The 26,388-nt window shown below is 61.9% G+C and carries 25 protein-coding genes and 1 tRNA gene; 16 read left to right on the forward strand and 10 right to left on the reverse strand.

What is annotated here, in order from left to right; translation table 11 throughout:
- Positions 1-3: 3 nt before the first annotated feature.
- From AKV04_RS12045 to AKV04_RS12055, 3 genes are all read right to left on the reverse strand, one after another.
- A complete protein-coding gene (locus AKV04_RS12045) occupies positions 4-1,440 on the reverse strand; it encodes an NAD(P)-dependent oxidoreductase (RefSeq protein WP_054006658.1) in 1,437 nt (478 codons plus the stop codon).
- Positions 1,441-1,647: 207 nt separating this feature from the next.
- Positions 1,648-2,442, reverse strand: coding sequence for an undecaprenyl-diphosphate phosphatase (locus AKV04_RS12050; protein ID WP_054006659.1), 795 nt, complete (start codon positions 2,440-2,442; stop codon positions 1,648-1,650).
- 23 nt (positions 2,443-2,465) lie between these two features.
- On the reverse strand, positions 2,466-3,449 hold the full coding sequence (locus AKV04_RS12055; protein WP_054006660.1) for a complex I NDUFA9 subunit family protein: 984 nt from the start codon (positions 3,447-3,449) through the stop codon (positions 2,466-2,468).
- A gap of 154 nt (positions 3,450-3,603) precedes the next feature.
- Between AKV04_RS12055 and AKV04_RS12060 the strand changes: the two genes are divergently transcribed.
- Both AKV04_RS12060 and AKV04_RS12065 read left to right on the forward strand, forming a co-directional pair.
- Positions 3,604-3,688: transfer RNA gene (locus AKV04_RS12060), tRNA-Leu, on the forward strand.
- A gap of 95 nt (positions 3,689-3,783) precedes the next feature.
- Positions 3,784-4,767, forward strand: a complete 984-nt coding sequence (locus AKV04_RS12065; protein WP_054006838.1) for a Gfo/Idh/MocA family protein — start codon at positions 3,784-3,786, stop codon at positions 4,765-4,767.
- A gap of 16 nt (positions 4,768-4,783) precedes the next feature.
- Here AKV04_RS12065 and AKV04_RS12070 read toward each other — a convergent pair whose 3' ends face one another.
- The 6 genes from AKV04_RS12070 to AKV04_RS12090 form a co-directional block, all read right to left on the reverse strand.
- Positions 4,784-6,187: an FAD/NAD(P)-binding protein gene (locus tag AKV04_RS12070; RefSeq protein ID WP_082351621.1), complete on the reverse strand. Its 1,404-nt coding sequence runs from the start codon at positions 6,185-6,187 to the stop codon at positions 4,784-4,786.
- Entirely contained in the window at positions 6,184-6,336 is a 153-nt protein-coding gene (locus AKV04_RS26195) for a hypothetical protein (RefSeq protein WP_156317505.1), read from the reverse strand. Before AKV04_RS26195 ends, AKV04_RS12070 begins: the two co-directional genes overlap by 4 nt.
- Before the next feature lie 10 nt (positions 6,337-6,346).
- Positions 6,347-6,928: an RBBP9/YdeN family alpha/beta hydrolase gene (locus AKV04_RS12075; protein WP_054006661.1), complete on the reverse strand. Its 582-nt coding sequence runs from the start codon at positions 6,926-6,928 to the stop codon at positions 6,347-6,349.
- A gap of 153 nt (positions 6,929-7,081) precedes the next feature.
- Entirely contained in the window at positions 7,082-7,735 is a 654-nt protein-coding gene (locus AKV04_RS12080) for an RraA family protein (RefSeq protein WP_054006662.1), read from the reverse strand.
- A gap of 55 nt (positions 7,736-7,790) precedes the next feature.
- Complete coding sequence (locus AKV04_RS12085) at positions 7,791-8,723, reverse strand: cyclase family protein (protein WP_054006663.1); 933 nt, start codon at positions 8,721-8,723, stop codon at positions 7,791-7,793.
- Positions 8,724-8,751: 28 nt separating this feature from the next.
- Positions 8,752-9,960, reverse strand: coding sequence for an aminotransferase-like domain-containing protein (locus AKV04_RS12090; protein ID WP_054006664.1), 1,209 nt, complete (start codon positions 9,958-9,960; stop codon positions 8,752-8,754).
- A gap of 130 nt (positions 9,961-10,090) precedes the next feature.
- On the opposite strand from AKV04_RS12090, the gene AKV04_RS12095 reads away from it, so the two are divergent.
- Positions 10,091-10,540, forward strand: coding sequence for an Lrp/AsnC family transcriptional regulator (locus tag AKV04_RS12095; protein ID WP_054006665.1), 450 nt, complete (start codon positions 10,091-10,093; stop codon positions 10,538-10,540).
- On the opposite strand, the gene AKV04_RS12100 is transcribed toward AKV04_RS12095, so the two are convergent.
- The gene (locus AKV04_RS12100; protein WP_082351622.1) at positions 10,537-12,897 is read right to left on the reverse strand and encodes a transketolase; all 2,361 of its coding nucleotides are present in this window, start codon (positions 12,895-12,897) and stop codon (positions 10,537-10,539) included. The two genes, AKV04_RS12095 and AKV04_RS12100, sit on opposite strands and share 4 nt — an antisense overlap.
- Before the next feature lie 132 nt (positions 12,898-13,029).
- Between AKV04_RS12100 and AKV04_RS12105 the strand changes: the two genes are divergently transcribed.
- The 13 genes from AKV04_RS12105 (at position 13,030) to AKV04_RS12165 (ending at position 26,387) form a co-directional block, all read left to right on the forward strand.
- Positions 13,030-13,494, forward strand: a complete 465-nt coding sequence (locus AKV04_RS12105; protein WP_054006667.1) for an Lrp/AsnC family transcriptional regulator — start codon at positions 13,030-13,032, stop codon at positions 13,492-13,494.
- A gap of 212 nt (positions 13,495-13,706) precedes the next feature.
- A complete protein-coding gene (locus AKV04_RS12110; protein ID WP_054006668.1) occupies positions 13,707-15,350 on the forward strand; it encodes a TIGR04028 family ABC transporter substrate-binding protein in 1,644 nt (547 codons plus the stop codon).
- Positions 15,351-15,410: 60 nt separating this feature from the next.
- Complete coding sequence (locus AKV04_RS12115) at positions 15,411-16,352, forward strand: ABC transporter permease (protein WP_054006669.1); 942 nt, start codon at positions 15,411-15,413, stop codon at positions 16,350-16,352.
- Positions 16,349-17,200 carry an ABC transporter permease gene (locus AKV04_RS27560; protein ID WP_054006670.1) on the forward strand — a complete coding sequence of 284 codons (852 nt, stop codon included), beginning with the start codon at positions 16,349-16,351 and terminating at the stop codon, positions 17,198-17,200. The genes AKV04_RS12115 and AKV04_RS27560 overlap by 4 nt, the downstream gene beginning before the upstream one ends.
- On the forward strand, positions 17,197-18,810 hold the full coding sequence (locus AKV04_RS12125) for a dipeptide ABC transporter ATP-binding protein (RefSeq protein WP_054006671.1): 1,614 nt from the start codon (positions 17,197-17,199) through the stop codon (positions 18,808-18,810). Before AKV04_RS27560 ends, AKV04_RS12125 begins: the two co-directional genes overlap by 4 nt.
- 3 nt (positions 18,811-18,813) lie before the next feature.
- Positions 18,814-19,845, forward strand: coding sequence for a putative FMN-dependent luciferase-like monooxygenase (locus AKV04_RS12130; RefSeq protein ID WP_054006672.1), 1,032 nt, complete (start codon positions 18,814-18,816; stop codon positions 19,843-19,845).
- A 21-nt stretch (positions 19,846-19,866) separates the two neighbouring features.
- Complete coding sequence (locus AKV04_RS12135; RefSeq protein ID WP_054006673.1) at positions 19,867-20,487, forward strand: CMD domain protein; 621 nt, start codon at positions 19,867-19,869, stop codon at positions 20,485-20,487.
- 7 nt (positions 20,488-20,494) lie between these two features.
- Positions 20,495-21,106 carry an alkylhydroperoxidase domain protein gene (locus AKV04_RS12140; protein ID WP_054006674.1) on the forward strand — a complete coding sequence of 204 codons (612 nt, stop codon included), beginning with the start codon at positions 20,495-20,497 and terminating at the stop codon, positions 21,104-21,106.
- A gap of 283 nt (positions 21,107-21,389) precedes the next feature.
- Positions 21,390-22,271, forward strand: coding sequence for an AraC family transcriptional regulator (locus AKV04_RS12145; RefSeq protein ID WP_054006675.1), 882 nt, complete (start codon positions 21,390-21,392; stop codon positions 22,269-22,271).
- A 215-nt stretch (positions 22,272-22,486) separates the two neighbouring features.
- Positions 22,487-23,539 (forward strand): ABC transporter substrate-binding protein, encoded by a 1,053-nt coding sequence (locus AKV04_RS12150; protein ID WP_054006676.1) that lies wholly within the window; start codon positions 22,487-22,489, stop codon positions 23,537-23,539.
- A gap of 69 nt (positions 23,540-23,608) precedes the next feature.
- Complete coding sequence (locus AKV04_RS12155) at positions 23,609-24,418, forward strand: ATP-binding cassette domain-containing protein (RefSeq protein WP_054006677.1); 810 nt, start codon at positions 23,609-23,611, stop codon at positions 24,416-24,418.
- A complete protein-coding gene (locus AKV04_RS12160; RefSeq protein ID WP_054006678.1) occupies positions 24,415-25,644 on the forward strand; it encodes a sugar ABC transporter permease in 1,230 nt (409 codons plus the stop codon). The genes AKV04_RS12155 and AKV04_RS12160 overlap by 4 nt, the downstream gene beginning before the upstream one ends.
- A 14-nt stretch (positions 25,645-25,658) precedes the next feature.
- Complete coding sequence (locus AKV04_RS12165) at positions 25,659-26,387, forward strand: SDR family oxidoreductase (RefSeq protein WP_054006679.1); 729 nt, start codon at positions 25,659-25,661, stop codon at positions 26,385-26,387.
- Position 26,388: the final 1 nt, after the last annotated feature.

Consider the following 26,388-nt stretch of genomic DNA (forward strand, 5'->3'; position numbering starts at 1 on the left):
CGATCACTCTGCCGCAACCGAAGCCGGTTGGGCCAGATAGGCGAGGATGGAGTCGGCGGCATCGCGGCCATCTCGGATGGCCCAGACGACGAGGCTCGCACCGCGCACGATGTCGCCTGCGGCGTAGACCCCGGGGAGAGAGGTGGCGTGGCTGTGGAAATCGGCTTTGATGGTGCCCCAGCGGGTGACGGCGAGGTCGGGGACGCCCCAGAGGGTTTGGATCGCTTCGGGTTCAAAGCCGAGGGCTTGTACCACCAGATCGGCGGACTCGATATAGTCGGCACCCTCGATCAGTTCGGGGGTTTGGCGGCCAGAGGAATCCGGTGAACCGAGGCGCATTTTCTGCACCATCACGCCTTCGACGGTGGTGCCGCCGGTGAAGCCTTTCGGGGCGGAGAGCCAGACGAATTCGACGCCTTCTTCCTCGGCGTTTTGCGTTTCGCGCTGGCTACCCGGCATGTTGGCTTTGTCTCGGCGATAGAGGCACTTAACCGAGGTTGCGCCCTGACGGATGGCGGTGCGGACGCAATCCATCGCGGTGTCGCCGCCGCCGATCACGACGACGCGCTTGCCATCGGCGTTGAGTTCGCCGGAGTCGAATTCGGGCACATCGTCGCCGAAGCTTTTGCGGTTGGAGGCGGTGAGGTAATCGAGCGCGCGGACCACGCCTTTGGCACCGACGCCGGGGGCTTCGATGTCGCGGGCTTTGTAGACTCCGGTGGCGATCAGAATGGCATCGTGCTGGCCACGGATGGCGTCAAAGGACAGGTCTTCGCCGACTTTGCAGTTCAGAACGAAGGTGACGCCTGCGATTTCAAGCTGTTCGATGCGCTGCATGACCACGGGTTTTTCCAGTTTGAAACCGGGGATGCCGTAGGTGAGCAGGCCGCCTGCGCGGTCGTAGCGGTCGTAGACGGTGACTTGCACGCCTGCGCGGCGCAACACGTCGGCGGCGGCAAGGCCACCGGGGCCTGCGCCGATGATGCCGACGGATTCGGTGCGTTGGGTGCGGGCTTTGATCGGTTTGACCCAGCCCATTTCCCAGGCCTTGTCGGTGAGGTATTTCTCGACCGCGCCGATGGTGACGGTGCCGTGGCCGGATTGCTCAATGACGCAGTTGCCTTCGCAGAGGCGGTCTTGCGGGCAGATGCGGCCGCAGATTTCCGGGAAGGTGTTGGTGGCTTGGCTGAGTTCGTAGGCTTCCTCCAAGCGGCCCTCGGCGGTGAGGCGCAGCCAGTCGGGGATGTTGTTGTGCAGGGGGCAATGCGATTGGCAATAGGGCACACCGCATTGGCTGCACCGCGACGCCTGCTCGGCGGCTTTATCCACCGCGTATTGGCGATAGATTTCATCGAAATCATGGCTGCGTAGGTCGGCATCGCGCTTGGGGGGCATCTCTTTGCCCAAAGTCACGAATTTCAGCATTTTCTGCCCGGCCATGATCTGCCCCTTAGGTGGAATTTCACTGTCGGGCGTTGATACTTTGGAACGGAGTTAAATAAAAGTCAGTACGGCTGACCTATGTTTGGGTTTTTTCGAGGACAGATCAACAATTCTGACGAGTTAGGTAAAATTTAGGTCAGTGTGTAATACCTAAATGACAAGACAGGCCAATAAAGCAGGCAAATCGCACAGTGATTCGCTGGGTTAGCCGATCAATCCGGCGGCGGAGAGGGCCAGCAGCAAGCCGCCGAAGACGATGCGGTAGATCGCGAAAGCCGTGAAGCGGTGGCTGCGGATGTAGGTGAGCAGCCATTTCACCGCGACAAAGGCGGTGATGGTCGAGACCACGAAGGCAATGCCAAGCGAGCCCCAGTCGCCCTGCGCCGTGCCGTGGCGGAATTGGTTGAGAAGTTCGTAACCGCTGGCGGCATACATCGTCGGGATGCCGACCAGAAAAGCAAATTCGGTGGCGGCGGCGCGGTTTGAGGTGCCGAGCAGCATCGCGATGAAGATCGTCGCGGCTGAGCGCGAGGTGCCGGGGAAGACGCCAGCGACTACCTGTGCCAGACCGACAGCGATGGCGACGCGCAGGGTGATTTGGGCGTTGTCGGGCAGTTTTTCTGCGTAATGCTCGGCCAACAACATCCAGATGCCGCCAATCACCAAGGCCCAAGCGACGGGCTGAATGGTGGTGGGCAGTTCAAACCCGAGTTTCTTCACGATCAGGCCGAGGATGGCAGTGATCAGGAAGGCGATGGTCAGTTTGATCAGGTAATCGCGGTTTTCGGGGATCTTCCAATGCAGCAACAGATCGGTGATGCGCCGCCAGTAGATCAGCGTCACGGCGAGGATCGCACCGGCTTGGATGACGATGTTATAGGTGTCCGAGCGCGCACCGAGCCAATGCTCGGCCAGCAATAGATGGCCGGTGCTGGAGATCGGCAAGAATTCGGTGATGCCTTCGATCAGGCCCAGCAGAACGTCGCTTAGATAGGTCACGTCGCACCCGCTTGGTTAAGGCTTTAGGCTTTCTTGAGGTTCTTCGCCGATTCCTTGATCGCCGCGTATTGGCCCGAGGGGCGGTAGCGCCACAGGTATTCCGGGATCACCGACGCGTAATCGGTGGGGGTGATGCCCAGATCGGCGAGGGTTTTGGCACCGGGGGCGACCACGTTATCGCTGCGTAGGGAGGCTACTTGATCGCGGGTCAGGATCGAGTTGTGGAAGATGCCACCGGTGGCGAATGAGGCGAAATCCAGCAGATTGGCGGGGATGTTCGCGAGGAAGAACGGCAGGTTCAGCACCAGACGGCGGCGGCGGATCACGGTGAGCATCTTGGCGATGATGGCGCGGAAGGTTTCCGCATCGGGGCCGCCGAGTTCATAGGTGCCATGCGCCTCGCCCTTGATGCCTTTGACGGCAGCTTGGGCGACGTCATCGACATAGACCGGCTGGAATTTGGTGTTGCCGCCGACCAAGGGCAGGATTGGCCCCAAGCGGGACATCGCGGCGAAGCGGTTGAAGAAGCCGTCTTCGTTGCCGAAAATCACCGAAGGGCGCAGGATCATTGCATTGGGGAAGGCGGCGAGCACGGCGGCTTCGCCCGCGCCCTTGGATTGGGCGTAGAGGCTGGCACCGTTCACATCGGCGCCGATTGCGGAGATGTGAACGAGGGCGGCGATTCCTTGCTGCGCGGCGAGGCGGGCGATGCGACCAGCGCCTTCGGTCTGCACGGCGGTGAAGTTGTTTTTACCGCCGCGATCAAAGGTGCCGACGCAGTTCACCACGGCATCGGAACCTGCCATTGCGGCCAGCACGGATGCGTCGTCGCGGATGTTACAGAACACCGGGTCGACTTGGCCTGGGGTGCCGTAGGGCTTGACGAACAACGCCTCATTCGGGCGGCGGCAGGCGACGCGGACGCGCCAACCCTCTTTCGCCATCCGGCGCGCGATGTAGCGGCCGACAAAACCCGATCCGCCGTAGATCGTGACAAGTTTGCTCATGCGAAACCCCTTTGGCCGTGCTTTGCGTTCCCGCCTGAATAATCCGACCGGGTGACAGCGGCAAGTCTATTCACCCTGACAGATTTTCCAGATTTTTCGTTTAGCCCCCGTTGACTCCCCCATGCGGCTTGGCTACATCGCCCCCACGACACTTGCCCTGGTGGCGGAATTGGTAGACGCGCTGGTTTCAGGTACCAGTGTTGCAAGACGTGGAGGTTCGAGTCCTCTCCTGGGCACCAAAGTCCTACAAGAAACCCCGCACCTTAACTGGTTGCGGGGTTTCTTGTTTTTCGGCTTTGGTGTGGGTTGGATTACTGCTCACTGGGAGGTGGACATGCTGCGTTGGGGAATTGCTGGGACGGGGTTCATCTCGGACACCATGGCGCGGGCCATTGCCAGCAGTGTGAAGTCAGAGATTGTTGCAGTGAGCGGGCAGGATGCAGGGCGGTTGGCGGGGTTTGCGGATCGGTTCGGGATTGCGGGGCGGCATCTGGACTATGAGGAGATGCTGGCCGATCCGGGGGTGGATGCGGTTTACATCGGGCTGCCCAGCCATTTGCATCATCAGGCGGTGCGTGCAGCGGCGGCGCAGGGCAAGATGATCGTGTCGGAAAAGCCGCTGACCACGACGATGGTGGAGGCGGAGGCATTGGCGGAGGCGGTGCGGGCTGCGGATGTGTTCTTCGTCGAAGGGCTGATGTATCTGCACCATCCGCTGATTGCGGCGATGGGCGAGATTATTGGCTCGGGCCGGCTGGGGGCTATACGGTCGGTGCGCGGGGCTTATGAGGCGGATATTTGGCGGGTGGTCAATCCGAAGGGGCGCGGCACGATTTACAATCTGGGCTGCTATCCGGCGTCTTTGCTGCAGTATGTGATGCAGGTGGCTTATGGGCCTGAGGCGTTTGGCACGCGCCAAGCCAGTGGCTTTGGCAATCTCGGCGCGGATGGCATGATCTGCGATGCGGCGCTGACGGTGCGGTTTGACAATGGGGTATTGGCCTCCATTCAGGCCAGCGACAGCTATGGCATGGCGTTTGAATTTGCGATCAGTGGTGAGAAGGGGGTGTTGTGCTGCAAGACCAACCCGTGGTTGCCGGGGGCGTGCGAGAATATCTTACAGGTGCAACCGCATGACGGTGCGGTTGAGGAGATTGTGGTCAGCACTGGGCTGGATGCGTTTCAGCATCAGGTGGTTTGTGTGGAAAACGCGCATCGCATGGGGCTGAAGCAGGCCAGCCGCCCTGCCCCGTTGTTGGCGGATTCGCTGGAGGTCATGGCGATGCTGACCACTTGGGAGGCGGATTGTTTGGCGTGAGGTCAGGGTTGCTCACCTAGACCACAGCGATATCGACAGCCAGACGCGCGACCTGTTCGCGGATGTCAGGGATGGCGGTGATCTCCCAAAACGCCGCGCGTGAGGCGGGGCCAATGACATGGATGCGCGGGCTGACCGTGTTGTCTTGGCGGATCAGGCGGCAGCGCTCATCTACCTCTAGCCCGATCCGCAGCGGGTCAACGCGGGCGGCTTTTTGTGCCAGCAGGCTTTGCACAAGCGGGGTTGCGTTTGTTTCAGGATCGCGGCGGATGCCACGGCAATCGATGATGCGGGATGCGGTGATCGCGTCGCGGTGTTTGCTGCCGTAGGGGCGGATATAGGCGAAGAACCCGCCCTCGGGGCGGACCACGGCTTCTTGGAAGGCGGCTTTGCGGATGGTGAGTTGGCCGCCCAGAATGGCTTGGTGCAAGGCGGCCTGCGATTGCGGCGGGATGCGGTGGCGGTGGACATCCCACCAGGTCGCGGCATGGCGCAGGAAGCGGGCACGCTCGGGCACGGGCAGGCCGCGCCACAAGGTCGCGACATGCGGGCGGATGCCATCAACGGCATCGCGCCATGTGCCGCCTTGTGCCACAGCGGCGCGGGCCAGACCGCGCGCCCATGCCAGCAGGGCTGAGGCTGTGGCACCGCGCGGCAGGTGTTTGCTGTCGAGGTGCATCGGTTTGGTGGCGGTGTGATCGCGCGGCAACAGGCCCCGCCGCGACAGCGACAGGATCGGCCCGGTATGGCCCGAGCGCAGGATGGTCAGCACCTGATCCACCATCGACAGGCCCGAGCCGATGATGATGATGCGCGACTGCGGCGGTGGCGGTTCTTGCGGAGTCCAACCATCGGTCAGCGGCCATTCGCGGGCTTGGTCAGGGATGACATGGCCGGTCGCCAGCACGGCGCGGTCGGCTTGCAGGGCTTGGCCATCGGCAAGGTGGAGGGTGACGCCAGAGTCGGTTTCGGTCAGGTCGGTGACGTCTTGATAAATTCGGGTCAGGCGCGGGTCGGCGTCCCATTCGGCCAGAAGTGCGCCGAGATAGGTGCCATAGGTGGCGCGGCTGACGAAACCCTGATCATTGACCGTGGTGTCTTGGTAGCGTTGCAGCCATGCGTGAAAATGCTGTGGGTCTTCGGGGAAACCGCTCATGTTATGGACGCGGGTGTTCAAGAGGTGTTCAGGGTCGATCGTGCTATAGGCGACACCTGTGCCCATCGCGCCCGAGCGTTCAATCAGCGTAACGAGGGCGGTGTTGGGTTGGCGCAGCAGATGCACTGCCATCAGCACGCCGCTGGCCCCGCCACCAATGATGGCGACATGCGCGCCTTTTGGCGGGCCAGAGGATAGGTTGGCCGACGTTCTGATCGCCGAGGCGCTGTTGGCGGGGATCGGGGGGATGAACAGATCGTTCATAGCAGGCCTATGGTGATCAGGCTGAGGATGGTGATCGTCAGCAGGGCGGACGCAGCCCAGAGATGGCTGGGCGTGGGCGCCGGGGGAGTGTCGATGCCTTGGGTGGCAAGGTAAGCCTCAAGACCGGGATCATAACCGCAGTAGAACATCGGATGTCTCCTATCGTTGGGGGGAAAAGGCGCGGGCGGCGTGGGGGGCGGGGAACTGCGAGAGGGGGCTGGATTGCAACAACAGATCGTCGCGCAGTTGCTTGCCTGCGGGCCAAGGGCCGAAGCCTGAGGCGACGTTGATATGACCCGCATAGCCGAGATCGATCAGATCAGCTTGCCATAGGTTGGCCAGATTGCGGGCGCGTTGGAACGGCATCCATGGGTCATTGCGGCTGGCAACGACAGTGGCGGGGATGTGCAGCGGCGCTTCGCGGAGCGGGGCGAAGTTTTGGATGCGCGGCTGGCCCGCAGGTTCAGCGGGCGCGACCAGCAGGGCCGCGCGCACGTTCAGTTGCGGCCAAGCGGTGAGCACGCGGGTGATCAGCACAGCGCCGAGGCTGTGGCCAACAAGCACCGCGCCGGGGTGGCGCAGGATGCTGCCTGCCAGTTCAGATTCCCACCGCGTTGGATCGGGACGGGTAGGGTCCGACAGGTCCACCATCAGTGCGTGGCTGTCGGTTGCAGCCCACCATTGTTGCCAATGCGGTGCTGCGGAACCATCCAGACCGGGAACCAGAAGCGTTTTCAGCATAGCGGCCTCGCTGTGTTGCTTCTGATTACTCTATCAAATTAATCGTGATTTATTTTTCCAAAGATCGCGGGGGTGGGGGAAGTTTCTTCTGCGCAGGCGGGCCGTCGCGGCAGAGCTGCGTTTGGGCTGATTCTATCGGCTGTGGCTTGGCGTTCAGTCGAGACCGAAGATGCTGCTGACAGGATCGCCGGCGGCGAGGCGGCGGGTCCAGTCGGCCTCCAGCAGAAGTTTGGCTTCGGCGGCCTCGATCAGATCGGCGAGGCGGCTGATGGGCAAGGCGACAAGACCATCATCGTCGCCAAGGATCAGATCGCCGGGTTGCACCACGCAGCCGCCGAAGCTGACGGCGACATTGATCGCGCCATGTTCTGCGCCAGTCGGGCCGCGTGGGGTGATGGAGCGGCTGTAGACGGCGAAGTTCTCAAGGGTCGCGAGGGTGGCGGTGTCCCGGATCGCGCCGTCGCAGAGGATGCCTGCGGCACCCTGGGTATGAAGTTGGCCGCCCAGCACATCACCGATCATCGCGTTGGCGGCATGACCTGCAGCGGCAATCACCAAGACCTGACCGGGGCCAGTCTGGCCGATGGCGTGTAGCACTGCGCCGAAATCGGGGGCGATGCAGTGGACGGTGACGGCCCTTGCGCAGAGGCGTGGCTGTTGGCCTGCCGGGCGGAGGGGGCGGATTGCGGGGCTGATTTGCTGGGTGGGGGCCAGATCGACTGCGACGGCGACGGGGATGCGCTGCCAGCGCGCGAGCAGGTCGGCGGGTAGAGGGTCGAGCGTCGGATTGGCTTGAGTCACTGGCATGGGATGTCCTTTGGTCTGGAAAGCCAGCCGCCAATAAGGCGGCCGGCTCTAGGGGTTATTGCCGCACGCGCATTCCCAGGTTCTCATCGAAAGCGAGCGGTTTGTCGGATTTTGGCAGTGGCGCTTCGGCGACTTCGCCGACCGAAACGCCATATTGCCAATCCGGCGGGCAGATCGCGATATAGCGGGCATAGCCACCCAAACCTCCACCGAATTTCGGAAAGCCGATGGCGACCAAAGCACCAACAGGGGGCACCTTATCAAGGTTCGCTACGCCCTCGGCTTGGGCGAAGCCATTGTGCATCAACCAGTATTCGCCTTCGAGCGTGGGGGTGGCATCGGTGTCTAATGGCTCGTGACCATGGAACAGGATGTGACGTTCCAGATGCAGGAACTTCAGCGCATCAAGACTGACACCGGGGAATGGCGTGCGTTTGGCGAGATCGGGGTTTGGCCAGTCTTTCGACCAACCCGAGCGCACGAACACCACAGAGCCTTCGGGGATTTGGCCATACTCGGCCTCAAATGCCGTGATATCCGAGACTTGCAGCGCGTAGCCGTAGTCTTTTTGCACTTGGGGTTCGATATTGATCACCACCAGCGGGCGGATGGTGTAGGTGGCGGGCAATTCGTCAATCGCGGGATATTCCGGGGCCCAATGCGCGGGCGGGTCCAGTTGGGTGCCGAGTTGGTCGGTTTGCAGGGTGTAATTCGTCGCCTCAAAGCCATGGGCGGCATAGGTGAAGACATCGCCCTTTTTGGCATAGCCTTCGATGTCGGCCCCGGCCTTGGCGGGCGCGAAGGTGGAATTGCCAAAGCCGATCCAGACCGGAATATTGGGGGTGATCGTATGGGTCAGATCGACGTATTTCGCGGATTTGAAGGTGTCATTGTAGACCTTCCACAGGCCGGGGTCTTCGGCGTGGGCGGCGGTGCCCAGCGCCAATGCAAGCAGCGGGGCGAGCGGCAGAAACGTCTTCAGGTGCATGGCAGTCCCTTTCATGTTTCAGGTTTTGTTAGGCGGCTTGGGCAAGGCAGGCGCGGGTGGCCGTAGCCAGTCTGCGGATGCCTTCGGTTAATTTCTCGGGGTCGTTGAAGGTGAAATTGATGCGGATGGCGCGGCGGTTTTGGCCCGCGGGGTCAAACACGCTCGACGGTGTGATGCAGGTGCCATGAGCCAATGCCGTGCGGAGCAGGTGATCGGTGTTCAGCGCGGGATTGCGGGCGGTGGCCCAGATGAACATGCCGCCTGACGGGGTTTGCCAATCGAACAGGTCGGCCAGATGGGTTTGCATGGCGGCGCAGAGGGCATCGCGACGGTCACGATAGAGGGTGAGGATGTTGGGCAGGATGCTGTCGGTCAGGCCCGAGGCGAAGGCATCGAGCGTAATGCGCTGGCTGAGGCCGGAGCTGGACATGTCCGAGCCTTGTTTGGCCATCACGAGGGCTTGGATCATTTCGGGGGCAGCGATCACCCAGCCGACGCGCAGGCCGGGAGCGAGTTCTTTTGACAGGGTGCCGAGATAGATCACCGGGCCATCGTAGGGCAGGCCCGTGGCGGCGAGGCTTAGCATGCGCGGCAGCGGCGGGCTGTCGTAATAGAGCGTGCCGTAGGGGTCATCCTCGATCAACCAAGTGCCCGTGGCTTGGGCTGCAGCGACGAGGGCTTTGCGATCCTCCAGCGGCACCAAACGCCCGGTGGGGTTGGAGAAATTCGGCACTGTGTAGGCGAATTGCGCGCCTTGCAGGGCGGTGGCGGGGGTGAAATCATTGGCCTCCAGCCGCATCGGGCGGTAGCTGGGGCGGCGAGGGCGCCATGCGTCCAAAGCACCCAGATAGACCGGGGTTTGGGCCGCGATGAGGCTGCCTTCCTCCAGCAGAACCTTGCCGATCAGATCAAGGCCCTGCATCCCGCCTGAGGTGATCAACACGTTTTGGCGGCTGAGATGCAGGCCGGGAGCGTTGAAACGGGCGGCGATCAGATCACGCAGGGCGGGCAGGCCTTCGATCGGGGCATAGGCCAGCGCGTCGGTGGGGTGATCGGTGACGGCCTTTGCGGCGAGGTCGGACAGGGTAGTGATCGGCCAAGTCTGCGGATCAGGCAGGCCGCCTGCCATGTTGATCAGGCCGGGGATTTGGCCTGCTGACAGGAAGATTTGCGTCACGTCATTGGTGTCGCCCAGCCATTTGGCGAAGGCGGGACGTGGGGGTATCGGTTGGGGCATGGCACGCGACTCGTTGTTTGGCAGAAAGATTAGGGCAAGATTTGCGGTGAAACTCTGCAAATACTTGCGCGATTGGTGTATTTCTTGCAGATATTCTCTCAGGATTGGCAATTTATGAGAGATTTTCCCTATGCTTGATCTCGACTCGATTGATCATCGGATTTTGGATGTGCTGCGGCGGGACGGGCGGATTTCGATGCTGGATCTGGCGGATCGGGTGGGGCTGTCGCCGACGCCGTGCGGGCGGCGGGTGAAGCGGATGGAGGAGGCCGGGGTGATCACCGGCTATGCGGCGCAGATTGACCGTCGCGCGTTGGGGCTGAACGTGTGCGTGCTGGTGTCGGTGCGACTTGCGCGGCATGGGCCGGAGGGCACGCGGGAGTTTCTGTCGGCGGTGGCGCGGCATCCCGAGATTACCGAGTGCCTGCTGGTGACGGGTAATCTGGATTACATGCTGCGGATCTGGGTGCGCGATATTGAGGCGTTGGGGGTGTTTATCCGCGATGTGCTGCAATCCATCCCCGCCGTGGCGGAGACCACGACGATGGTTATTTTGAAGCAGGATGGCGCGGCGGGCTAGTGGCCTGCGGGGCGCGCACCTGCGGTGAGGCCTGCGATGCGTTCGACCATGCTGGCGGCGTCGATGCCGAAATGGCGGTAGAGATCGCCAATCGTGCCGGTTTGGCCGAAATGCTCGACGCCAAGCGGGATGGTGCGATGGCCGCGCACCCCGCCGAGCCACGCCAAGGTGGCCGGATGGCCGTCGATCACTGTCAGCAGGGTGCAATGCGCGGGCAAGGGGCTGAGCAGGTGCTCGATGTGCGAAATCGCGGCAGGATTGCCGCGGGCGCGGGCGCGTTGCGCGGCGGTCCAGCCTGCGTTCAGCCGATCTGCGGACGTTACTGCCAGCACGCCAACGTCGCGGCGGGTTTCGGCGATTAGGCCCGCGGCCTTGATCGCTTCAGGCGCGATAACGCCCTGGTAGGCGATCACCACATCGCAGTTTGGCCCCGGCGGGCGCAGCCAGTATCCGCCGTCGATGGCCCCCTGGCGGAAGGCTTGGTCGGCGCGTTGGCCGGGTTGCTCGATGGGATTGGTGGACAGCCGCAGATAGACCGCGCCGCCGGTTTCATCGCGCAGCCATGTGCGCTCATCCGGGTCGCCCGCGCCGTCGCGTTGCAGGTAGTCGAAGGCCCAAGCCATGATCACCGCCAGTTCATCGACGAAGGCAGGCTCGAAGGCGGCGAGGCCGTCTTGCGCCATGCCGATGAGGGGGGCTGCAATGGATTGATGCGCGCCGCCTTCGGGGGCGAGGGTGACGCCCGACGGGGTGCCGACGATGATAAAGCGGGCGTCTTGGTAGCAAGCGTAGTTCAGCGCATCGAGGCCGCGGGCGACGAAGGGATCATAGACCGTGCCGATGGGTATCAGGCGTTTGCCGAACAAGGCGTGCGACAGGCCAGCCGCCCCCAGCAGCAGGAACAGGTTCATTTCGGCAATCCCCAACTCGATATGCTGGCCTGCGGGGGTGAAATCCCATTTCGCGGTGGAGGCGATTTTCTGATCCTGAAAGGTGTCGGCCTGTGCGGTGCGGGCGAACAGTTTGCGGCGGTTGACCCAAGGGCCAAGGTTGGTGGTGCCCGTCACATCTGGCGAGGTGGTGACGATGCGGGCGGCGAGATCGGAGTCGCCCTTCGCCAGATCATCGAGGATTTTGCCAAAGCCCATCTGGGTGGAGATATCGCGGTCTGATCCAGCGGTGATATGGGGGACGGCTAGGATGGCGTCGGTGAATTGGCGCGCGCCTTTGGCGAAGAACGGGACGTTTGACAGGAAGGTTTGCAGGGCGGCGTGATCGGGGACTGTGGCGAAGGGTTCCCACTCCTGTCCCTCTGACACGCCCATATGCGTCTGCCACTCGGCCATCTGCGCCTTGGTCATCAGGCCGCCGTGGTTGTCTTTGTGGCCTGCAATCGGGGTGCCCCAGCCTTTGATCGTATAGGCGAGAAAGCAGGTCGGGCGGTCGTGATCTATGGCGGCGAAGGTTTCGGCCATGGTTTGCACGCAGTTGCCGCCGAGGTTTTCCATTAAGGCTGCCAGTTCAGCATCGGTGCGGCGCGCGATCAAGGCGCTGACATCGCCCTGATCTCCAAGATCGTCGAGCAGGTGTTGTCGCCAGACAGCGCCGCCCTGAAAGGTCAGTGCTGCGTAAAGCTGGTTCGGGCAGGCGTCGATCCAATCCCGCAACGCCGCACCTCCGGGTTCGGAAAATGCGGCGCGTTGCAGGGCACCGTATTTGATGCGGATCACCTGCCAGCTGAAAGCTTGAAATATTTTTTCAATGCGCTCGAACAGCCCTTCGCGCACGATACCGTCCAGCGACTGGCGGTTATAGTCGATGATCCACCAGGTGTTGCGCAGATCGTGTTTCCAGCCTTCTTGTAGACATTCGTAGATATTGCCCTCGTCCAGTTCGGCATCGCCAACCAGCGCCACCATTCGGCCCAACGGCAGGCCCTGCCCCCAAGTCTTGGCCGTGATGTAGTCTTGCACAATGGAGGCAAATGAGGTGATTGCCACCCCAAGCCCCACCGAACCCGTTGAGAAATCTACATCATCGCCGTCTTTGGTGCGGCTGGGATAGCTTTGCACGCCGTGAAAGCCGCGGAAGTTCTGCATCTTCTCGACCGGGAGATTGCCCATCAGATAGTGCATGGCGTGGAAAATCGGCGAGGCGTGGGGTTTCACCGCCACCCGATCTTCGGGCCGCAGTGCCGAGAAATACAGCGCGGTCATGATCGACACCATCGAAGCGGACGAGGCCTGATGCCCACCGATTTTGATCGCATCCTCCTTCGGACGGATGTGGTTGGCGTGGTGGATCATCCAATGCGACAGCCACAACAGGCGTTGTTCAATAGTCTTCAGATGGAGCATTGCGGCGATTTCCTGCGTTGGCTGTGGTCTTGATTGTGGTATATCGCCAATCGTCAGGTGAATCTCGGCTTTATTAAGCAGTATTGGCCTGATAGTTGGTGGAAATCAGCAATGAATGCGAGAGTTGTAACGATGTCCGCCACACCGGATCGCTTTGATACCGAAATTCTGCGGGCCTTGCAGAAGAATGGTCGGCTGACGATCCATGATCTGAGTGCGCAGATTGGCCTGAGCCCATCCCCCGTGGCGCGACGCTTGCGGCTGTTGGAGCAGGCCCAGATTATTACCGGCTATGCCGCGCTGATCGACGAGGCGGCGTTGGGTTTTGGCGTGTCGGTGTTCGTTTCAGTGCAGTTAGATAAGCAAGTCGATGAGGCACTGGCGACGTTTGAAGCGGCGGTTGCGGGCTTTCCCGAGGTGGTGGATTGCTGGCTGATGACGGGCAATCGCGATTATCTGCTGCGGGTGGCGACCACGGGTCTGCCGGAGTTTGAGCGGTTTCTGGTGGGGCGATTGACCAAGGTGCGCGGGGTGGCGTCAATTGAATCCTCGATCCCGCTGCGGCGGGTGAAGGCGGGGCTGGCGCGGGTGCCTTAGGTGAGGATCGGTTGGAGATTTGCGACTCGGGGGTTCAAGCGTGGTGATCGCGCTGAAAGACAAAACTTTCGGCAAGGCGTGGTTGGGCAGCATAGGGTTGCTGTCGGAGTTGAAAAATAACACGACCTTTTTCATCGTGTTTTATCCTTGAAAGGTCTAGTCTTGGGCATCGGCGGCTGACTGGCCGCGTTGCCACCATCAAGGATCAGACCATGTCGCTGTCTTCTTTCAAACTTTCCCGCCGCGCGCTGCTGGCTGCGGCCACGGCCTTTGTGCTGCCGCTGGGCGCGCAGGCTGACAGCGTGCCTGTACAGGGCGGCACGTTGATTTATCTGGATCAGCAAGCGCATACCGCGCTGTATCCACCATCGGGCGGATTTTACCCGAACAGCGGAGTGCTGAACCAGATCACCGACAAGCTGACTTGGCAGAACCCGGCGACTTTGGAAATTGAGCCGTGGATTGCCGAGTCGTGGCAGATCAACGCCGATTTCACTGAGTTCACCTTCAAGCTGCGCCCCGGTGTCACCTTCTCGGACGACACGCCGCTGGATGCGGCAGCGGTGGCGGCGAATTTCGACAGCTATGGCTTGGGCAAGCCGGAGCAGAATTTCCGGCCTTCGGAAGTGCTGAACAACTATGAGAAATCCGAGGTGATTGATCCGCTGACGGTGAAATTCACCTTTAAGAAACCCTCGCCGGGGTTCTTGCAGGGCACTTCGGTGATCGGCTCGGGTTTGGTGGCGCAAGCGACTTTGGCGCGGAAGTTCGATGAATTGGGCGATGCGACCAAAGTGATCGGCTCGGGGCCATTTGTGGTCGAAAGCGAGACGGTCGGCACCGAGATTTTGTTCAAGGCGCGCGAGGATTACAACTGGGCCCCGAAAAGCTCTGCGCATCAGGGTCGGGCATATTTAGATGAAATCCGCCTGCTGATCGTGCCGGAGGATTCGGTGCGGATCGGCGCGCTGCTGTCGGGGCAGGCCGATGTGGTGCGGCAGATTCAGGCCTATGATGAGGCGCAGATTACCAGCGCGGGGTTCCAACTGTTCGCGCCGCCGACGCGGGGGATCAACAATTCGGTGGTGTTCCGACCGGATAACCCCCTCGTGGCCGATGTGAAGGTGCGGCAGGCGTTGCTGCATGGCACCGATACCAAGGAAATCGTCTCAACAATCTTCTCGGAACATTACCGGCAGGCGACCTCGATTCTGGCCTCAACCGCGAAAGGCTATGTCAATCTGGCCGACAAGCTGGCGTTTGATCCGGTGCTGGCGGCGAAGCTGCTGGATGAGGCAGGCTGGGTGCTAAACGCAGCGGGCAAGCGCGAGAAGGACGGTCAGGAGTTGATCTTGACCGCCTATGAATCGCTGCCGCAGCCGCAAAACCGCGCGGCGCTGCAACTGATTTCGCAGCAATGGGCCAAGCTAGGGGTGACGTTGAACGTGCTGCCGGGCGATGCCGGGACAGCGACCGTGGACAATCTGGACCCGGCGAAAACCCCGGTGGCCCCTGCGATGGTGGGCCGTGCTGACCCGGATGTGATCAAGAGCCAATACTATCCGACCAACCGCAATGTGCTGCTGCAAACCGGCGGTGTGGCGACTGAGGTGAAAAGCTTCAGCGATGCCAAGTTGAACGCACTGCTGGAGGGGATTGCTTCGGAAGTTGATCCTGCCAAGCGGTTGGCACTGGTCGGCGATGTGCAGGGCTATGTGATTGATCAGGCCTATGCGATTCCGATCTTTGAAGAACCGCAAGTGTTTGCCGCTGCGCCCACTATCAGCGGCGTTGCGTTCGAGGCTGTCGGGCGTCCGTCTTTCTACAATGTTTCCAAAGACAACGCCACGCAATGACGCCTCGACCCGCGCGCCCGTCCCCTCCGGGCGCGCGGTTTTATTCCCGGAGACACCCCCATGACACATCTGATTTCACGGCTGGCGCAGGGCGCCTTGGTGCTGCTGGCCACCTTCACCATCTCGTTCATTCTGGTGCAGATGATGCCGGGGGATGCAGTGTTGATCCGATTTCTGAACCCAGAAATGGGGATGACGCCGGAAGATATTGCCCGCATCCGGGTGTTTTATGGATCAGATTCGCCAATCCCGGTGCAGTATGCTCAATCCCTGCTGGCGGTGCTGTCGGGCGATTTCGGCTATTCGGTGCAATCGGGCGTGCCTGTGGCGCAAGAGATTGCCACCAACCTGCCGCCGACCTTGTTGCTGGCGGGTTTGGGCCTGCTGACTGCGCTTGGGCTGGCGTTCATGCTGGCATGGGGGGCGGTTTTGGGGCCATTTTCTGCGCTGCGGCGTTGGATCGGGTCTGTACCCGCGCTGATGGTGTCGGTTCCGGTGTTCTGGGTCGGCATCACGCTTATTCAACTGGTGTCGTTCAAGCTGGGTTGGGTTTCGGTGATTGCGCCGGGGCCGTGGGAAAAGCTGGTGTTGCCTGTGCTGACCCTGGCGCTACCGATTGCTGCCCCGATTGCGCAAATTCTGATCCGCAATATCGAGGATGTCTCGACCCGCGCTTTTGTTCCGGTGGCCCGCGCGAAGGGGCTGTCGCGCGGGGCGGTATTGTGGGGCCATGTGCTGCGCAACGCGGCTTTGCCGACGCTGGCGATTGCGGGCGTGCTGCTGGGTGAATTGATTGCAGGGGCGGTGGTCACGGAAACCGTATTTGGCCTGAATGGTTTGGGGCGGTTGGCGGAGCGATCTGTGCGCACGCAGGACATTGCGGTGTTGCAGGCGATTGTGCTGATTTCGGCGGCGGGTTTTGTCGCGATTTCCTTTCTTGTCGATCTTGTGTCGCTGGCGATTGATCCTCGCCTGCGCAGCCAACGGAGTCTTGCAGCATGACCCTTCAGGATACGCTTTTGCCCCGCCGGAGCCGCACCCTGCCCCGATTGCATGTCGCGATCCGCCCCGGACTGGCCTTGGCCGTCGCGGTGCTGGCCGTGGTGACGCTGTGGGCTATGCTGCCCAGCGCCTTCACCAGTTTCAACCCGGTGGCGGGTCTGCCCGCCGACAAATTGCAAGCACCGGGGGCCGCACATTGGTTGGGCAGCGATGAATTGGGCCGTGATGTGCTGGCGCGGCTGATCTTTGGCGCGCGGCAATCGCTGGCGGGCGCTGTAGTGGCGGTGGCGGTTGGGCTGTCGGTTGGCTCGTTGTTGGGCGTGCTGGCCGGGTCGGTGGGCGGCTGGGTTGAGCAGGCGATTTTGCGGCTGATCGACGTGCTGCTCTCGATCCCGGCGCTGCTGCTGTCGCTGGCGCTGATCGTGATCTTGGGCTTTGGTACCGTGCAGGTGGCGGTGGCCGTGGGTGTCACTGCGGTTGCCGGATTTGCGCGGCTGATCTGGGCCGAGGTGGTGACGGTGCGGCGCAGCGATTACGTCGAGGCAGCGTTCGGCTCGGGTGGGCGGTTCTTTGCGGTGCTGTGGCGGCATGTTTTGCCCAACGCGTTAACCTCTGTGCTGGCCTATGCGGCAATCCAGTTTGGTTGGGCGATTTTGCAAATCTCCACCCTTGGATTTCTGGGCTATGGTGCGCCGCCGCCCACGCCGGAATGGGGCCTGATGATCGCCGAGGGGCGGAATTACATGACAACCTCGTGGTGGCTGACGCTGTTCCCCGGTTTGGTGGTGATTGCCACGGTGCTGGCGACAAATGCCGTCGGCCATGCGCTGACCCGGAGGCTGCAATGAGCGACCCCGTTCTGGAAATCCGTAACTTATCGGTGTCTTACGCGGCGCCTGATGGCGGGCGCACGCAGGTGCTGCATGATCTTTCGCTGAGCATCGGCGCGGGTGAGGTCGTGACTTTGGTCGGTGAAAGTGGATCAGGCAAGACCACCACGGCGCAGTCGGTGATCGGGTTGCTGGCGGAAGGCGCGCGGATTGAGGGCGGTTCGATCCGGTTGTTGGGGCAAGAGGTGACGGCCTTAGGCGATGCGGCGCTGAACGGCATCCGGGGCCGCGTGGTCAGCCTGATCCCGCAAGATCCCGGCGCATCCCTGAACCCGGTGCGCACGATTGGCGGGCAGGTCTCTGAGGTGCTGGCGGCGCATGGTGTGCCGCGCGCGTTGCGCCGGGATCGGGTGATCGAGTTGCTTGGCCGCGTGGGGCTGAGTGAGCCGGAGCGGCGGTTTGATCAATATCCACACGAGTTGTCGGGCGGGATGAAGCAGCGGGTGCTGATCGCGATTGCCATCGCCTTGGAACCCGCGCTGATCATCGCGGATGAGCCGACCAGTGCGCTGGATGTCACGGTGCAGCGGCGTATCCTTGATTTGATCGACGATTTGCGGCGCAAGACCGGGACGGCGGTGTTGTTGGTCACGCATGATCTGGCGGTGGCGGCAGATCGGGCGGACCGGATTGTGGTGCTGAAATCGGGGCGGGTGCAGGAACAGGGGGCGGTGGCGGATGTGCTGCGCGCGCCCTCCAGCGCTTACGCCCGGCAGTTGCTGGCCGATGCCCCGGCCTTTGCGACTGCGCGGGTGCGGCCTGTGCCGCTGGGTGGCAATACCGCCGTACGGGTCGAAGATTTGCGGGTGGAGTTTGTGCAGCGCGGCGCGAAGACGTTTCGCGCGGTGGATGGGCTTTCGTTCTCTGTGCCGCGCGGGACGACGCATGCGATTGTCGGCGAAAGTGGCTCGGGCAAGACCAGTGCGATGCGGGCGATTGTCGGGTTGGCGCGACCGACCTCGGGACGGATTGTGATTGGTGGGCAAGAGATCACCTCCCAGCGCGGCGAGGATTTGCGGCAGTTTCGGCGGCAAATTCAACTGGTGTATCAGAACCCGTGGGGGTCTTTGGACCCGCGCCAGACCGTGGGGCAAATCATCGCCGAGCCGCTGACAAATTTTGAACCTATGGCCAAAGCCGAACGTGAAGCGCGGGTGCGCGCCATTCTGGACCGCGTGGCTTTGCCACCCGAAGTGCTGGCGCGTCGTCCTGCCGCGCTTTCGGGAGGGCAAAGGCAGCGCGTCGCCATCGCCCGCGCCCTGATCCTGAAGCCGCAGGTGGTGGTGTTGGATGAGGCGGCTTCGGCACTAGATGTCACTGTACAGGCGCAAATTCTGCGGCTGCTGGATGATCTGCAGCGCGATCTGGGGCTGACCTATCTGTTTGTGTCGCATGACCTTTCGGTGGTGCGTGCCATCGCGGACACCGTGACGGTGCTGCACAAAGGTCAGCCAGTGGAAACTGGGCCGGTGGCGCAGGTCTTCGCCAATCCAGCGTCGGAACACACCTGCGCGCTGATCGACGCCATTCCGGGGGCCAAGCGCGCCCCTACCCTGCAAGGAGCCTGAACCATGAGCCGCAAACGCATCGGGTTTTTCACCCGCGCCTTGGATGACGCCCCGCCCGCTGCGCGCTATCAGCTTGCTGCAGCCCAGATCCGCCATGCCGAAGCCCTTGGTTATCATTCGGCTTGGGTGGCACAGCACCATTTCAATGGGGTAGAGGGCGGTTTGCCCTCGCCTTTCCCGTTCCTGTCCTATGTCGCCGCGCAAACCTCTCGCATCCGGTTGGGTACTGGGGTGGTGACGCTGACGATGGAGGACCCGGTGCGCGTGGCCGAAGACGCAAGTGTGACCGATGCGCTGTCGGGCGGGCGGCTGGAACTGGGCGTAGGATCGGGCGGCACGCCTGCGAATTTCGTGACCTTCGGGCGGGATTTCGCAGAGCGGCGTAGGGTGTATGACGCGCATCTGGCGGCGTTGCGCAAGGCTTGGGCGGGCGATGCTTTGCCGGGGGATAATCGGCTTTATCCTGCGGCCGATGGATTGGAGCGGCGGGTGTGGCAGGCGACGTTCTCCACGGGCGGCGGTATCAAGGCCGGGCAGGAGGGCGATGGCTTGCTGTTGTCGCGCACGCAGCCTCGGCCCAAGGATACGCCGTTTGCGAGCCTTGCCGATCTGCAGCTGCCGATCGTTGAAGCCTATCACGTCAATCTGCCCTCGGGTGTTTCACCGCGTATTCTGGCCTCGCGCTCGGTGTTCGTGGCGGATAACCGGGCCGAAGCGCGGGCTCTGGCTGAGGCTGGTTTGCGTAAGGTTGCCCAGCATTTCCAATCGGTTGGGCATGTCTTTCCCGGCGATACGCTGGATGATCTGATCTTCGCGATGGACAGCCATGTTGGCACGCCGGAGGAGGTGGCGGAGTCTTTGGCCGCCGACCGGGTGCTGGACCATGCCACCGAAATTGCGGTGCAGGTCCATTCGATAGACCCGCCGCATGACTTCATCCTGCGCTCGATTGAATTGTTCGCCGCGCAGGTCGCCCCAGCTTTGGGCTGGATCGACCCGCCCTATCCGGCGCGGCTGCGGACTGCTGCTGTTTAAGTTTTGAAGGAAGGAATCCACATGACCACCTTGATTGATCGCCTTGTCGGCATTGACCCCGGATCACCGCTGGACAGCAGCTTTGCCGCACGCAGCGAGGCGCGAGGGCAGGCGGAGCGGAGCTATCAACTGCTGCTGCATCCGGTTGATGCAGGGGCGGTTTCGCTGCTGGAACGCCATGCCGTCGCGGCATTTGTCGCGGTGCTGCATGATCAGCCGGAAACCCGCGAGCATTATCGGGCGCTGTTAGAGCGCAGCGATACGGGTGGGATTGCGGCAGTGGTTTTGCGGGAGGCTGAGGGGGCACGGGCAAATGGCCCCTATGGTCGCTTCCCGAAAGGCCCGCTGTCTGTTGAAGATCGCGTCGGCCTGATTTACCGCGTCGCCTCCGAGGTTCGGGCGGTGTTGGGGGATCGGCTTTCTGCCGCTTTGGAACAGGCGCATCTGTTGGTGCTACATCCGCGTGATGCCTCGCAGGCGGGGCTGCAGGGCTTGCTGGATGCGGGCTGGACCACCACGGGTATCGTTGTGCTGTCGCAGCTTGTGGCGTTCCTCAGCTTTCAAATCCGTGTCGTCTCTGGCCTGCGCGCCGTTGCTGCCGCCGCCGTCTCCCATCGTGCCACCACTGCCATTCCTGCGTGAGGATACTATGACCGATACCGTGATCACCCACCCCGACAATCATGAGCCCACAAGCTTCAGCGCCGATGAACTAGGCTGGCTGCCGTGGTTGCAGCCCTTGGCCGAGGCCGATCTGACCGAGCAGCATTGGGCCGGGTTGGTGGATAAATCCCGCGCGAAATCCGAGTATTTCATGCTGCTGGCGCATGACCCGGAAGTTTTGGGCGCACGCACCCGTACCGATAAGGACATTTTTTACAACACCAAGGGCGGGCTGCCTCGGGCCGAGCGGGAACTGGCTGCCGCTGCGGTATCGCGGTTGAATGGCTGCATCTTCTGCGCCTCGGTTCATGCGCGCTTTGCGATTCACCATCTGAAACGCGCCGATGAGGTGACTGTGCTGCTGGACGAGGGCATTCCCTCGCCGCTGCGTGGGCGCAATGGCGCGGTGGTTTCGGCTGCTGCGGCTTTGTCGCAGACGCCGCCCGGCTTCAGTGCCGCCAATGCGGCGAGCCTGTTGGACACCGGATTTGATGTGCAAGAGCAGGTCGATCTGGTGTTGTCGGCCGCGTTTTTCAACTGGGCCAACCGCCTGATGCTGTCGATTGGTGAGCCAACCCCTGCAGCCGCCTTGGTCTAGGGTGCCCAAACTCGGCTGGGTGAATGCCCGCCGAGTTCGGCCGCAAAGGCTGATTCTTTCGCCGCCGCCGCCGCCTGATCACTGCAGCCTTCAGCGAAGCATCGCAATATTGTGGCCGAACTTCGCGCCAAATCGGCAAAAAAGTATCATCTGACGCATCCTGCCGTAGTAGTCTGCCCCGTGTTACCCTGTTACCTTTGTCAAACGCCACGGAGAAACCTGCCGGGCAAGACGACGCAATCACCGGGCCTTGAGTCTGGATTTGCGCAGGGAGGAGACGCGGATGAAACCGGATCTAGAGGTCGTCCAAATCGGGCGGTCGGAATCTTTCAAGGCCTGGGCGCATGGCTATCCGTATCACACGGTGCGCTGGCATTTTCACCCGGAATACGAAATTCATCATGTGGTGGCGACGTCGGGCCATTATTTCGTCGGCGATTTCATTGGCAATTTTGAGCCGGGAAATCTCGTGCTGACCGGGCCGAACCTGCCACACAACTGGGTCAGCCATCTGGCCGAGGGCGAAAGCGTGCCGCTGCGGGGCCGGGTGTTGCAATTCACCGAAGACTTTATCGGCGATGCGATGGCACTGCTGCCGGAATTGGCCGCCTGTGAAGGGTTGCTGGAAACCAGCCGCCGGGGGGCTCTGTTCAGCCCGGCCACTGCCGAAGCCGCAGCGCCGATGTTGGCCGAACTTGTGACCGCGCAAGGCATCCGGCGGATTGAGGTGTTCATCGGATTGCTGGGCCTGTTGCAGCGGGCCGAAGTGGCCACACTGACCTCGACAAGCTATCTGCCCGACCCTTCTGGCTTTATGTCTACGGGCATCAATGAGGCACTGGCCTATATCAACGCCAACCTGACCGAGCCGTTCACAGAAGGCGATCTAGCCGCGATTGCGGGGCTTTCGCCTTCGGCGTTTTCGCGCAGCTTTCGCCGCCATACCGGCCAAGCCTTGGTGAAATACGTCAACCGCTTACGGATAAATCTGGCCTGCCAATTGCTGATGGGTCGCGATGAGATGAAAATAACCGATGTGTGTTTCTCGTCTGGTTTCAACAACATATCCAACTTTAACCGGCAGTTTCAGGCGCAAAAGGGCATGACGCCCTCGCGGTTTCGGGACTTGCTGGCGGAGAACCAACAAGGGGCCCTCGCGGCCTGAGCCCATTCAGCCATAGGCCAAACCTGCGGGCAGGAGGAAATCCGCAGGCGCAACTTCTGGCGAAGATCCGGCTTTACAGACGGCAATGGCCCGGTGGCAGAACCCTACTGCCCACGCAAGGCCGCGCTTAGCCTGATGACAAGCCGATAAGCCTCGGCGGTGCTGACCCGCGCCGGCGAGGTTCCATCAAAACCGGTCAACATGGAGGACGACCTATGAAACTTTCTGCATCGCATCTGACGGGGGCCTTGGCGCTGTCGACTGCCCTGATTTCGGGCGCGGCTTTCGCGCAAACTGCTGGCACGGTGGCGTTTTTGATGCCCGACCAAGCCTCGACTCGTTACGAGCAGCACGATTTCCCCGGCTTTCAGGCCGAGATGAAAAAACTCTGCGCCGATTGCACGGTGATCTACCAAAACGCCACGGCGGACGCGGCACTGCAACAACAGCAGTTCAACTCGGTGATCACCCAAGGCGCGAAAGTCATCGTGCTGGACCCGGTCGACAGCAGTGCCGCCGCCGCGATGGTGGCGATTGCGCAAAGCCAAGGCGTCAAGGTGATCGCCTATGACCGCCCGATCCCGGACAAGCCCGCTGACTACTATGTTTCGTTTGATAACAAAGGTATCGGCAAGGCGATTGCGGAATCTTTGATGGCGCATCTGAAAGATCTGGGCCTGCCCACCGACAAGGGCGGCGTGTTGCAGATCAACGGCTCGCCCACCGATGCGGCAGCCGGGTTGATCAAAGATGGTATCCACGAGGGTATTGCTTCGTCGGGCTATGCCACCTTGGCCGAGTTCGATACCCCGGATTGGGCACCGCCGAAAGCACAGGAATGGGCAGCGGGGCAAATCACTCGGTTCGGGGCGGATATCATCGGTGTGGTGGCTGCGAATGACGGCACTGGCGGCGGTGCGGTTGCAGCGTTCAAAGCGGCGGGCGTTGATCCGGTGCCACCAGTGACGGGCAACGATGCCACCTTGGCGGCGCTGCAGCTGATCATTGCAGGCGACCAGTACAACACGATTTCCAAACCTTCGGAAATCGTGGCTGCGGCTGCGGCCAATATCGCTGTGCAGTTCCTGAATGGCGAAACTCCGAAAGCCGAGATGAGCCTCTATGACACCCCGTCGCAGTTGTTCGTGCCCGCCGTTGTAACGCGCGAAAACCTGAAAGCCGAGATCATCGACAAGGGCATCCTGACCGCAGCAGAACTGTGTGTGGATCGCTATGCCGCTGGTTGCGCGGAGCTTGGCATCAAGTAACCGCAACCCCGCCGTCTGGGCCGCCCTCCCCGGCCCAGACGGCTTCTTTTGATCTGAAAAGGAGCCGCCATGTCGGACCGATCCCAGACCCGCAAAGCCCCCGGAGAGCTGCTGCTTTCCCTGCGCGGTATTTCCAAGAATTTCGGCGCGGTTTCGGCGCTGACCGATATCGACCTTGATATCCATGCAGGCGAGGTCGTGGCCTTAGTCGGCGACAATGGCGCTGGCAAATCGACGCTGGTGAAGGTTCTGGCCGGCGTGCATCAGGCCTCATCCGGCAGTATCGAATTTCAGGGCAAACCCGTGACGATGGCCAGCCCCGCCGCGGCGCTGCACTTGGGCATTGCCACGGTGTTTCAGGATTTGGCGCTGTGCGAAAACCTGGACGTGGTGGCGAATATCTTTCTGGGGCAGGAATTGAACCCGCTGCGGCTGGATGAGGTCGCGATGGAGGTTCGGGCTTGGACCCTGCTGAATGAGTTGGCCGCGCGCATCCCTTCGGTGCGTGAGCCGATTGCGTCTTTGTCAGGTGGTCAGCGCCAAACCGTCGCGATTGCGCGGTCGCTGCTTCTGAACCCGAAGATCATCATGCTGGATGAGCCGACCGCCGCTTTGGGCGTGGCGCAGACTGCCGAGGTTTTGAACCTTGTCGAGCGGGTGCGCGATAAGGGTCTGGGCGTGATCATGATCAGCCATAACATGGAAGACGTGCGCGCGGTGGCCGACCGTATCGTGGTGCTGCGCTTGGGGCGCAACAACGGTGTGTTTACGCCGGATGCCAGCAATCAAGAACTCGTCGGCGCCATCACCGGGGCCACCGATAACGCCGTATCCCGCCGCGCCGAGCGGTTGCGTGAAGCCGCAGGAGAGCCGCTATGAGCCAAAACCTAGACCGCGCCGACGCGCGCGTGACACATGCCACCGGGCTTTCCGGCACCATCAAGGCGTTTATGGATCGGGTGAAATCCGGCGATCTGGGGTCTTTGCCCGTGGTCGTGGGCTTGGCGATCATCTGGACGGTGTTCACCGCCCTAAACCCGATTTTCCTGTCGCCGAACAACCTTGTGAACCTGCTGTTTGATTGCTCCACCACCGGAGTGATCGCCTTGGGCATCGTCTGCGTGCTGATGCTGGGCGAGATTGATCTGTCGGTGGGCTCGATGAGCGGGGTGGGTTCTGCGCTGATCGGGGTGCTTTGGGTCAATCAGGGCGTGCCTTTGCCCGTGGCGATTGGCACTGCTGTGGCCTTGGGTGCGCTGATCGGCGCGGTTTATGCCACCCTGCGCAATCGCCTAGGGATGCCGAGTTTCGTCTCTACCCTGTCGGGGCTTTTGGCCCTGCTGGGCTTGCAGTTGTACATGCTGGGCGCAACCGGGTCGATCAACCTGCCGTATGGCTCGAAAATGGTTGAGTTCGGTCAGCTTTTGATCCTGCCGTCGTGGCTGTCTTATACTTTGGCGCTGATACCGGGGATTGTGATGCTGGTGGTGGGGCGGTCGACCAATGCGCGCCGTAGGGCGGCCAATCTGTCGGCGGGGTCGTCAACGGGGCTTTTTATCAAAGCCGTGCTGACCACCATCGCTTTGCTGGCGATCGTTGCCTACCTGTCGCTTGGCCGGGGTGTGCCGTGGATGTTTGCGCTGTTCGTCGCACTGGTTCTGGCGATGAATTATGCGCTGACTCGGACGCAGTGGGGCCGCTCGATGAAGGCCGTGGGCGGCAATGCCGAAGCGGCGCGGCGGGCGGGCATCAATGTGCGCGGCATCTATATCAGCGCATTTATGCTGTGCTCGGGGCTTGCGGCTTTGGGCGGCGTGCTGTCGGCAGCCCGGCTTGCCTCGTCCAGCCAACAGGCGGGCACCGGAGACGTCAACCTGAACGCTATTGCTGCGGCAGTGATCGGCGGCACAAGCCTGTTCGGTGGCCGTGGCACCGCGTTCTCGGCACTGCTGGGGATCATCGTGATCCAGTCGATTGCCAATGGGCTGACCCTGCTGAACCTGTCCTCAAGCTTGCGCTACATGATCACCGGGGCGGTTCTGGCCATCGCCGTGATCGTCGACAGCCTTGCCCGTCAAAGCCGCGCCTCGCATGGCCGGGCTTAATTTAGGAAGCTATCATGTCGCATGAATTGGATGGAAAAGTGGCCGCCGTAACCGGGGCGGCCTCGGGGATCGGGCTGGAATGTGCGCGGTCTATGTTGGAGGCTGGGGCGAAAGTCGTGCTGATCGACCGCGCCGAGGACAAGCTGGTGGCGTTGTGTGCCGAGCTTGGCCCAAACGCCATCCCCTTGGTGATTGATCTCGCCAGCCCGGCGAGTGTGGCGACGATGATGCCGCAGATTTTGGCGAAGGCGGGGCAGTTGGATATTTTCCACGCCAATGCCGGGGCCTATGTCGGCGGCGATGTGGTGACGGGTGATCCTGATGTGTGGGACCGGATGTTGAACCTGAACATCAATGCCTCGTTCCGCGCCGTGCAAGCCGTGTTGCCGCATATGGTGGAACGCCAGACGGGTGACATTATCATGACCAGTTCCATCGCCGGGATTGTCCCGGTGGTGTGGGAGCCGATCTACACCGCGTCGAAATTCGCGGTGCAGGCGTTTGTGCATACCGTGCGCCGTCAGGTCGCCAAGCATGGCATCCGGGTGGGCGCGGTTTGTCCCGGCCCGGTGGTGACGGCTTTGCTGGATGATTGGCCGAAGGCGAAGATGGAGGAGGCGCTCGCCAATGGCAGCCTGATGATGCCGAAAGAAGTCGCCGATGCGGTCTTGTTCATGTTAACGCGCCCGCGCAATGTGACGATCCGGGATCTGGTGATCCTGCCCAACTCGGTGGACCTATAGC

The organism is Cypionkella psychrotolerans, from assembly GCF_001294535.1.
Taxonomy (GTDB): domain Bacteria; phylum Pseudomonadota; class Alphaproteobacteria; order Rhodobacterales; family Rhodobacteraceae; genus Cypionkella; species Cypionkella psychrotolerans.

Excerpts from the sequence above, each read along its gene's own strand:
- AKV04_RS12045 (WP_054006658.1), bottom strand. The coding sequence starts at position 1,440 with ATGGCCGGGCAGAAAATGCTGAAATTCGTGACTTTGGGCAAAGAGATG.
- AKV04_RS12055 (WP_054006660.1), bottom strand. The coding sequence starts at position 3,449 with ATGAGCAAACTTGTCACGATCTACGGCGGATCGGGTTTTGTCGGCCGC.
- AKV04_RS12065 (WP_054006838.1), top strand. The coding sequence starts at position 3,784 with ATGCTGCGTTGGGGAATTGCTGGGACGGGGTTCATCTCGGACACCATG.
- AKV04_RS12070 (WP_082351621.1), bottom strand. The coding sequence starts at position 6,187 with ATGAACGATCTGTTCATCCCCCCGATCCCCGCCAACAGCGCCTCGGCG.
- AKV04_RS26195 (WP_156317505.1), bottom strand. The coding sequence starts at position 6,336 with ATGTTCTACTGCGGTTATGATCCCGGTCTTGAGGCTTACCTTGCCACC.
- AKV04_RS12075 (WP_054006661.1), bottom strand. The coding sequence starts at position 6,928 with ATGCTGAAAACGCTTCTGGTTCCCGGTCTGGATGGTTCCGCAGCACCG.
- AKV04_RS12080 (WP_054006662.1), bottom strand. The coding sequence starts at position 7,735 with ATGCCAGTGACTCAAGCCAATCCGACGCTCGACCCTCTACCCGCCGAC.
- AKV04_RS12085 (WP_054006663.1), bottom strand. The coding sequence starts at position 8,723 with ATGCACCTGAAGACGTTTCTGCCGCTCGCCCCGCTGCTTGCATTGGCG.
- AKV04_RS12090 (WP_054006664.1), bottom strand. The coding sequence starts at position 9,960 with ATGCCCCAACCGATACCCCCACGTCCCGCCTTCGCCAAATGGCTGGGC.
- AKV04_RS12095 (WP_054006665.1), top strand. The coding sequence starts at position 10,091 with ATGCTTGATCTCGACTCGATTGATCATCGGATTTTGGATGTGCTGCGG.
- AKV04_RS12100 (WP_082351622.1), bottom strand. The coding sequence starts at position 12,897 with ATGCTCCATCTGAAGACTATTGAACAACGCCTGTTGTGGCTGTCGCAT.
- AKV04_RS12105 (WP_054006667.1), top strand. The coding sequence starts at position 13,030 with ATGTCCGCCACACCGGATCGCTTTGATACCGAAATTCTGCGGGCCTTG.
- AKV04_RS12110 (WP_054006668.1), top strand. The coding sequence starts at position 13,707 with ATGTCGCTGTCTTCTTTCAAACTTTCCCGCCGCGCGCTGCTGGCTGCG.
- AKV04_RS12115 (WP_054006669.1), top strand. The coding sequence starts at position 15,411 with ATGACACATCTGATTTCACGGCTGGCGCAGGGCGCCTTGGTGCTGCTG.
- AKV04_RS27560 (WP_054006670.1), top strand. The coding sequence starts at position 16,349 with ATGACCCTTCAGGATACGCTTTTGCCCCGCCGGAGCCGCACCCTGCCC.
- AKV04_RS12125 (WP_054006671.1), top strand. The coding sequence starts at position 17,197 with ATGAGCGACCCCGTTCTGGAAATCCGTAACTTATCGGTGTCTTACGCG.
- AKV04_RS12130 (WP_054006672.1), top strand. The coding sequence starts at position 18,814 with ATGAGCCGCAAACGCATCGGGTTTTTCACCCGCGCCTTGGATGACGCC.
- AKV04_RS12135 (WP_054006673.1), top strand. The coding sequence starts at position 19,867 with ATGACCACCTTGATTGATCGCCTTGTCGGCATTGACCCCGGATCACCG.
- AKV04_RS12140 (WP_054006674.1), top strand. The coding sequence starts at position 20,495 with ATGACCGATACCGTGATCACCCACCCCGACAATCATGAGCCCACAAGC.
- AKV04_RS12145 (WP_054006675.1), top strand. The coding sequence starts at position 21,390 with ATGAAACCGGATCTAGAGGTCGTCCAAATCGGGCGGTCGGAATCTTTC.
- AKV04_RS12150 (WP_054006676.1), top strand. The coding sequence starts at position 22,487 with ATGAAACTTTCTGCATCGCATCTGACGGGGGCCTTGGCGCTGTCGACT.
- AKV04_RS12155 (WP_054006677.1), top strand. The coding sequence starts at position 23,609 with ATGTCGGACCGATCCCAGACCCGCAAAGCCCCCGGAGAGCTGCTGCTT.
- AKV04_RS12160 (WP_054006678.1), top strand. The coding sequence starts at position 24,415 with ATGAGCCAAAACCTAGACCGCGCCGACGCGCGCGTGACACATGCCACC.
- AKV04_RS12165 (WP_054006679.1), top strand. The coding sequence starts at position 25,659 with ATGTCGCATGAATTGGATGGAAAAGTGGCCGCCGTAACCGGGGCGGCC.